Raw genomic sequence first — 7,948 nt, forward strand, 5'->3', positions numbered from 1 at the left:
GCCGCGTAATATGCCGGATCTGCCCGGCAAACATCTGAAAATGTTAGGAAAAACTGGAGCGGGCGAAGGGATTCGAACCCTCGACCCCAACCTTGGCAACTTGAACGCGACCCTCTTCGGCTGCTTCTTTTTCTACGCTACCGCCCTATAATTGCTTATTTTCTTGAGATTATCGCTGCGGCGCCCTATCCTATCCTAGCCGCTGAAACGCCGTACAGCGCTGACAATTTGCTGACAATGCCTCGATTCGAGATTTTGTCAGCAAGAGGATTGAGAGCATGCCGACGAGCAAGTTGACAAAACGCACGATCGACGCGGTCATTTCGCCGGCCTCGAAGCAGCTCATCTATTGGGACACCGAGATCAAAGGATTCGGGCTACGCGTCCTTCCCTCGGGCCTGAAGACGTTCATCGTTCAGTATCGCAATGCAGAGGGCATTCAGCGCCGGATGAACCTCGGTCGCTTTGGCGTTCTTACGGTCGAACAGGCGCGCGATCTCGCCCGGCTCAAGCTGGCCGCCGTCATAGTCGGGCAGGATCCGGCCGATGAGGCTCGTCAGTCGCGCAACGCGATGACGGTCGCAGAGATGTGCGACTGGTATCTCACCGAAGCTCGCGCCGGAAATATCCTCGGCCGGAAGAACCTTCCCATCAAGTCTTCATCGCTCGACATGGACGAGAGTCGTATTCGGACCCACATCATTCCCTTGCTTGGAAAGCGCGTGGTCAAGCATCTGAAGATAGCGGATGTCGAGCAGATGCAGACGGACGTAAAGAACGGAAAGACGGCGAAGCCGCGAACCGGGGGGCGTGGCGGAAAAGCGACCGGTGGCCCTGGTGTTGCCGGGCGGTGCGTTGGCACGCTCCAGGCCATCATCGGGCACGCCAAGCACAAGGGCCTGCTGGAGGTTCACCCGACCCATGGCGCGAGGAAACTCGCCGGAAAAAAGAAGACGCGTCGGCTTAGCGTCACGGAACTCGAATTGCTCGGGAAGGCGATTGCCTATGCCGAGATCAATGGCGAGAATCCGGTTGCGCTCGGCGTGTTGCGAACCTTGCTGCTGACCGGATATCGCCGACAGGAAGCGCAGGCTATGCATCACGACTGGCTACATGCAGATCGTGGATATGTGGCCTTTCCGGACACGAAAGGCGGCGCGCAAATTCGCGCCATCGGGCCTGCCGCGATCCGAGTACTCGTCGCGCAAGCCGGCATTGCCGGCAATCCCCACACGTTTCCATCGGCAGTGGGAAGCGGGCCCTTCACCGCCGTTAGCGAATGCCTCAAACGGGTTTGCGGTCTTGCGGGAATAAAGGGCGTCACTCCGCATACGCTTCGGCACACGTTCGGCAGCGTCGCCGGCGATCTTGGTTTTTCCGAACTTACGATCCGCGCCATGCTCGGCCATGCGTCGCAGAATGTCACGCAAGACTATGTCCACATCGACGAAGCTCTGAAGTTGGCTGTGCAGCGGACGTCGAACGAAATCGATCGCCTGCTCCGTCGCGGCGCAGCAATGCTTCGAACCACTGATCTGGCAGCGTAAACGCCACGCTGAAAAGGAGCAGGTCCGCCGCCGACTCCTCGAATGAGATAAATGCCCTTACTCATTGGTCACCCCTCTCGTTGTAAACGAGATGCGCCAGGATCACAGCCATTGGCCACTAGCCATCCGTCAGTGTTCAGACTGGAATCCGGCAAGATCGGTCAGCATTTGGAAGAACTTCGCGGATCGAGAACTGGCCCACCAGGACGCGACTCGCGGTGAAGAATGATCGCCGAAAGGGAACAGAGTTCGGTCGTCCGGCATTCATTCCATAACCCGCAATCGGAATTGCTTTGCCGCATCATACGAAAGGAGCAAGAGCCATGAACGGCGACATGAAAAAGCATGGATCGAGCTACGGCCGGTTTGCGGCGATGATCGCGACGTCGACCATTGTCATGTTCGGCCTGATGTATCTGAACAGCTACGCGCTCGATCATATTTACTACAGCCAGACGAGAGCTTGGATGGCGGTCTATATGGGCGCCGTGATGGCCATCATCATGCTTGGCTTCATGTGGTCGATGTACAATAACCGCCGAATGAATGCGATCATCGTGGCCGCCAGCCTGATCGTCTTCGCAACCTCGTTATGGCTCGTTCGCAGCCAGCAAACCGTCGACGATGTTTCCTACATGAAGGCGATGATCCCGCATCATTCGATCGCCATCATGACCAGCGAACGGGCGAAGATTCGCGATCCCAGGGTCCGCAAGCTCGCCGATGGCATCCTCGAGGCGCAGGTTCGGGAAATTGATGAGATGAAGGCATTGATAGTGGATCTCGAGCGGCATCCGATTGCCGCAGACGCGCCGTTGCTGCCCGATTACAGGGAGCGATAGATCCAGCGCAAAATCATCTGGTCCGGCGGCAAATCTCGCATCTTTTGCGAGACCTGATGATGCCGGCACAGCTGGGTAAAATGCCGAGCAGCCATCAACCGCCATTCGTACCGCAGGGATGCGCCATCCCCATTATTTCATCTCCGAGCTTGTTCGCGCTAGATTCGCGTCCGAGATTATGTATCGCAACTATATGACTGCAAGTGCCAGCGCGGCTCCAACGGTCCCGGCAACGAGCGCGAGCGGAGGGCAGCGAAATCGCAGCACAATCAGCAATCCGACGCCCACTATTAGAGCATCGGCGAAAGATTTTACGCCGGACGTCCAGAGCGGGTCATAAAGCGCGGCCGCCAGAATGCCGACGACGACCGCATTGACCCCCATGATCGCGGCCTGCGCGCGAGCATTTTTTGCGATCGCCGCGCGAAACGGCAACGCGCCCGCGACGAGCAACAGCCCTGGCAGAAAAATTGCGACGATGGCGATCAGTCCGCCTGCGAGTGGCGCATCCGGTGAGCCGACGGCTCCGAGGTAGGCCGACAGTGCGAACAATGGTCCTGGCAGAGCCTGCGCCGCGCCATAACCGGTCAGGAAAGCCGTATCGTCCACGAAACCCGGGACCAGTTCAGCGTGGAGCAACGGCAGAACGACGTGACCGCCCCCAAATACGAGCGCCCCGGCGCGATAGAAAATACCCGCAAGCTCGAAGAGCGAGCCGCCCCGCCCGGCAACCGGGAGAAGGAGAAGAATAGTGGCAGCCCCCGTCAGCATCAGGAAACTGGCTCTGCGCGTCGGAATCCACCCGCCATTCCCTATGCTGGACCGGACTTTCGGCGTGCAAACAAGCAGCCCGGAAAGAGCGCCAAGCGCAATGAATCCGATCTGCGTCACAGGCGACGCCAGAACCAGCATCCCCGCCGCCGCGGCCAAAGCGATGGTTCGGCGAGACCAATCGGGCACAAGGGTCCGCGCCATCCCGAAAAGCGCCTGAGCCACAATGGCAACTGCGGCAAGTTTCAGGCCGTGCAGCACTGCAGTCGCCATGTCGCCTTCGAGATGGCCGGCCATCGCGGCAAAGCCAAACATCAGCGCTGCCGAAGGAAATGTAAATGCCGTCCATGCGGCAAGCCCGCCCAACGGACCTGCGCGCATCAGGCCGAGCGCAAACCCCGCTTGGCTCGAAGCGGGGCCAGGAAGGAACTGACAGAGCGCCAGCAACTCGGCAAAACCGCTGTCGTCGATCCAGCGACGACGGATGACAAGCTCGTCACGAAAATAGCCCAGATGTGCAATCGGCCCGCCAAACGACGTCACCCCGAGCTTCAGGAAGGCCGCAAATACTTCGCGGGCACTGCCAGCGCGAACAGATGGCCGCTCGTTGCCCGATATATCCTCCATGCCTCCAACTAGTCTCACTGTCTTCTCAACTCAATTGGCCGGTACACAAACCGCTCCGCGGATTGGTGCTAGCGGCAATGTAAAGCGGCCCATCAAGCACCTCCTTGCACCGCAGGACGCGCAGCGTGCGATCCGCCTGGTCCGCTCGCGCGCCGGCGAACTCAAGATCGGTCCCCATAAGATTGGTGTCATAGGCTTCTCAGCCGGCGGGTATGTGGTCGCCCAGACCAGCAATATATTAGAAGCAGCCTATGAGCCGGTCGACGAAACAGACACAGGGAGCAGCCGGCCTGATTTTGCCATCGCGATGTTCCCCGGCCACCTTTGCCGAGCCAGGTTTCTTTGAAAAAAAGGAGCACGCCGCTGCGCTCGACGAGCGGACAAGGACGCTCGTCATTTCGTTGCGACATCGACGATTGGCAGCCTTCTCTTTTAACTAGCTGGGAAACCGTGAAGTTGTATAGACGACCTATGAGTCCTTCGCCCACTCGGAAGCCCAAAGTTTCAATGCCCAAGCCCCGAGAGGCAATGCCTTCCCTCGACCATGCCGGTGATGAATCGACACCACGCTACGTTGTTATCAAGCAGAGTATTTCCGACGCCGTTCGCGATGGTCGCCTCCAACCAGGCGACCGTGTTCCCTCGGAAGCAGAACTAGTTCAACAATTCGACGTTTCGCGCATGACGGCGAATCGTGCTCTCCGCGAGCTACAGGCTGCCGGTGTTGTCGTGCGGCGCGCTGGAAGTGGCTCGTTCATCGCGGAGCCGAGGCCGATCGGCCAGATGATCGAAATCCGCAACATCGCCGAGGAAATCCGCGAGCGAGGTCATGCCTATCGTGCCAGCGTGATCCAGAACCGGGAAGAGCGCGCCAATGTCGACACGGCGGCGCTGCTCGAAGTTTCGGTAGGGACCAAATTATTCCATTCGATCATCGTCCATCACGAGGCCGAATTCCCGATTCAGATCGAGGAGCGTTTCGTCCTCGCGTCGATCGCGCCCGATTATGGCACGCTCGACTTCACACGGATGACACCGAACGAATATCTGACGTGCATCGCGCCGCTCGAACGGGTCGAGCACCGTGTCTGTGCGACGATGCCCGACGAACGAATGCGTGGCATGTTAGGGCTGTCCGCGAGCGAGCCGGTACTCCAGATGACGCGCCGGACATGGAGCCGGTCGCGTCTCGTGTCGCATGCCTGGCTGACACACCCCGGCACCCGGTTCGAACTGTCGGCCGCCTTCTCGATCGACGATTGACGCCGATCAGCTGGTTCGAGCGACAACCACAGGTTTGCGACGGCGTAGCCAGCGGAAATCGGCGCGACTGAAGCTTTTGAACAGCAGGTAGAAGCCGGTTCCGGAAAGCCAGAGTACGCCGAAGGCGACGAAGATGATCAGCGGATGATTGAAGCTCTTCCGGTTGATGTAGTCCATATTGTGGAGCATCCAGAAGAAGTCCCATGTCCGCCAGGTATCGCCACGCATCACCAGGAAACGAGCGGTGTCGAGCGAAACATAGGCACTGCTGTTTTCGGCGTCCGCGAAATCGACGCGCCACATCGCGCCTTCATGGTCGCGCGATTCAAGATTGGGTTTGGCGAGCACACTTACGTTGCGGATCGGCGCCTCGTTCATCATCGCCGCGACATCGCGGGCGACCTGCTCGTCGACCCGAATATCCTCGCCGCTCGTCGCATCGACAAGGCGTGTGCCCCCGGCGGCGCGGACCTCATAGACCGGCCGCGCACCGAGATCGCGCAGAACCACGCCAGTGACGGGTTCGCCGCGCGGCAGGGCGGCGACATCGAAATATTCGCCGGCGGGCAGCGCGTGCGCGTGCGACATGCCGCCGCCGTGCCCGCCGACCTTGTCCTTGTCGAGCAGCGCCATCACCGAACCGCTGAGCGCCCAGAGCAGGAACTGCAGACCGAGGATCAGCCCCACCCATTTATGGATACGCCGGAAAAAGAGCGGGGTCAGCCGGATGCGTTTCATGCCTGCTTCCTTTTGCGGCGTTTGAAAGACCAGATCAGCAGCCAAGCGCCGGAGAGCGCCATCGCAAAGGCGCTCCAGGTCGCGACGCGGAGCAGCGGATTGTTGACGTCGGTCCGCTCGTCATAGTCCATAATATGCAGCATCCACGCGAAGTCGAAAACGCGCCACAGCGCGTGGCGGCGCGAGATGAGCTCACCCGTCGCCGGCGACAGATAGAGCGTCGGCCGGTTCCAGCCTTCGAACTCGACCTGCCAATATGGTGGCTTGCGCGCCTGCATTTCCTGAGGTGCCTCGGTCAAAAGTCGCACCGAGACGATCTTGCCGTCACCCGTGTAGATGCGCCGTGCCTGTTCGCGGACCTGGGACTCGGTCAGGGCAGGCAGCGGCGCACCCGAACGCGCGTCGAACAGGCGCGCGCCTTCAGGGGTCTCGGCGCGCCAGACCGGTTGGCCGAAAAAGCGCTGGAGACGGATTTCGGACACCCCCGGCGCGGCCGCGACGACCTTCGACGGCGCTGCGAGGCCATCGAGGTCGAAGGGCTGGGCCACCGGGGAGCGCACCAGATGATCGCCGTGGATGGTGTCGATGTGAACGACCACCATGTAGAAGCCGGTCAACGTCCAGAGCAAAGCCTGGACACCCACGACCAGCGCCAGCCATTTATGCGTTCGCCGAACGAGCAGCGGCCAACGTATCGCCATCTCCTGGTTCCTCAGAAGGCGGTGCGGAAACCGACATAGAAGCGCCGTCCGAGCAGATCGTAGGTCATCGTGTCGGTGTTCGCATCGGTGAAGCTCTGGATATAGGGCGCCTTGCGATCGAAGACATTGTCGACGCCGACCTGGAAGCGCGTCTTCTCGTCAATCTTGAAGGCGACCTGGAGATTGTGGTAGAAGACGTTCGGCGTGCTGTAGCCGATTTCGCCGGGCGCCGCATTGAAGTCGGTCGCCTTGCCGATCCATTGGGTCGACCAGGTGGCGCTGACGCCATCCTTCTCGGCGGTCAGCACGCCATAGCCGCGCCATTTGGGATAGCCGCCATTGCCGCCGCCGATGAAGCCGTCGAAATCGATCGGGTCGCCGCCGGGGAACGGCAGAACGACATATTTGTTGAGATAAGTCAGGTTGACGTCGAGCGAGATGTTCACGCTGCCGATGCCGCCCGCATAGACGAGCCCCAGATCGAGGCCATTCATCTCCTCGCGCCCTGTATTGATCGGCTGCGCGGATAGGAAGGTCACTTCGCCCGTCAGCGGGCTGCGCGTGAAATCGTCGCAGAAAGGGTGCGACAGATTCTGGCTCGCATAGCATATCGACAGCTTGGTCGATCCGGGGATGGCGCGAATCGCATCCTTGATCTTGATGTCGAACCAGTCGGCGGTCAGCGACAGACCGGGAACCAGCCCTTTGGGCGAGATCACCGTGCCGACGGTCCAGGTCGTCGAGCTTTCGGGTTTCAGATTCTCGTTGCCGCCGACCGTGGTGAGGATCGTCGTGCCGAGCTGCACATAGTTGGCGGGAACACCCGACGCCTGGCAATTGGCGATCAGCGTCGCATTACCGCTCGTCGAATAGCGCGAACAGGGATCGGTGGTGGTCAGATTGCCTTCCGATACGCCGCCGTAAAGTTCGGGCACGTTGGGAATGCGGAAGCCGGTGCCATAGGTCCCGCGCAGGCGGAAGCTGTCGCTGATCATCCAGTCGAGGCTAGCCTTGTAATTCCAGTCGCTGCCGAACAGATTATAGTCCGAATAGCGCACCGCGCCGTCCAGCGTCAGCGCCTCGAAGAAAGGCTTGCCCGCGAGGATCGGAACCGACAGCTCGAGATAGGCTTCCTTCGCCGTGGTCGAACCCGAAATCGGATCCTGCTGGTTCGTGTTGGCAATACCGAGCACGGTCAGCGGATCGGGATCGCGCCAGCCCTTTTCCTTGCGATAGACGACCCCTGTCGCAAAGGAGACGGTGCCAGCTGGCAGGTTGAACAGGCTGCCGTTGAGATCGGCGGTGACCGTCGCCAGTTCGTTGCCGCCGCGATCGCGCGAGGTGAAAAGGATATAGTCGAGAACCTCGGGGGTCAGGTCGCCGGCGCCCAGATAGTCAGCGCAGGGGATCGCAGCTCCAACCGTCACGCTGCACTTGCTCGGGTCGATCGAGTTGCGAA

At 60.3% G+C, this 7,948-nt stretch carries 8 protein-coding genes; 4 read left to right on the top strand and 4 right to left on the bottom strand.

The genetic code is table 11. From position 1 onward, the window contains the following. Positions 1–278: 278 nt before the first annotated feature. Positions 279–1,547 (top strand): tyrosine-type recombinase/integrase, encoded by a 1,269-nt coding sequence (locus tag ABS88_RS21360; protein WP_286750525.1) that lies wholly within the window; start codon positions 279–281, stop codon positions 1,545–1,547. Between the two features lie 323 nt (positions 1,548–1,870). Further along, positions 1,871–2,389 (top strand): DUF305 domain-containing protein, encoded by a 519-nt coding sequence (locus ABS88_RS21365; protein WP_217373017.1) that lies wholly within the window; start codon positions 1,871–1,873, stop codon positions 2,387–2,389. Positions 2,390–2,578: 189 nt separating this feature from the next. Here ABS88_RS21365 and chrA read toward each other — a convergent pair whose 3' ends face one another. Beyond that, positions 2,579–3,787 (bottom strand): chromate efflux transporter, encoded by a 1,209-nt coding sequence (chrA, locus tag ABS88_RS21370; RefSeq protein ID WP_217373016.1) that lies wholly within the window; start codon positions 3,785–3,787, stop codon positions 2,579–2,581. Here chrA and ABS88_RS25070 point away from each other — a divergent pair. Both ABS88_RS25070 and hutC read left to right on the top strand, forming a co-directional pair. Beyond that, the gene (locus ABS88_RS25070) at positions 3,786–4,133 is read left to right on the top strand and encodes an alpha/beta hydrolase (protein WP_353745131.1); all 348 of its coding nucleotides are present in this window, start codon (positions 3,786–3,788) and stop codon (positions 4,131–4,133) included. The two genes, chrA and ABS88_RS25070, sit on opposite strands and share 2 nt — an antisense overlap. A gap of 182 nt (positions 4,134–4,315) precedes the next feature. Continuing rightward, a complete protein-coding gene (gene hutC / locus ABS88_RS21375) occupies positions 4,316–5,050 on the top strand; it encodes a histidine utilization transcriptional repressor HutC (protein ID WP_217373014.1) in 735 nt (244 codons plus the stop codon). Between the two features lie 6 nt (positions 5,051–5,056). On the opposite strand, the gene ABS88_RS21380 is transcribed toward hutC, so the two are convergent. From ABS88_RS21380 to ABS88_RS21390, 3 genes are all read right to left on the bottom strand, one after another. Next, on the bottom strand, positions 5,057–5,788 hold the full coding sequence (locus tag ABS88_RS21380) for a PepSY domain-containing protein (protein WP_003046347.1): 732 nt from the start codon (positions 5,786–5,788) through the stop codon (positions 5,057–5,059). After that, positions 5,785–6,489 carry a PepSY domain-containing protein gene (locus ABS88_RS21385; protein WP_003046351.1) on the bottom strand — a complete coding sequence of 235 codons (705 nt, stop codon included), beginning with the start codon at positions 6,487–6,489 and terminating at the stop codon, positions 5,785–5,787. Before ABS88_RS21385 ends, ABS88_RS21380 begins: the two co-directional genes overlap by 4 nt. 11 nt (positions 6,490–6,500) lie before the next feature. Then, positions 6,501–7,948 (bottom strand): TonB-dependent receptor domain-containing protein (locus ABS88_RS21390; protein ID WP_286750526.1); only part of this gene is annotated, 1,448 nt, incomplete at its 5' end.

It is taken from the genome of Sphingopyxis sp. SCN 67-31 (assembly GCF_001725095.1).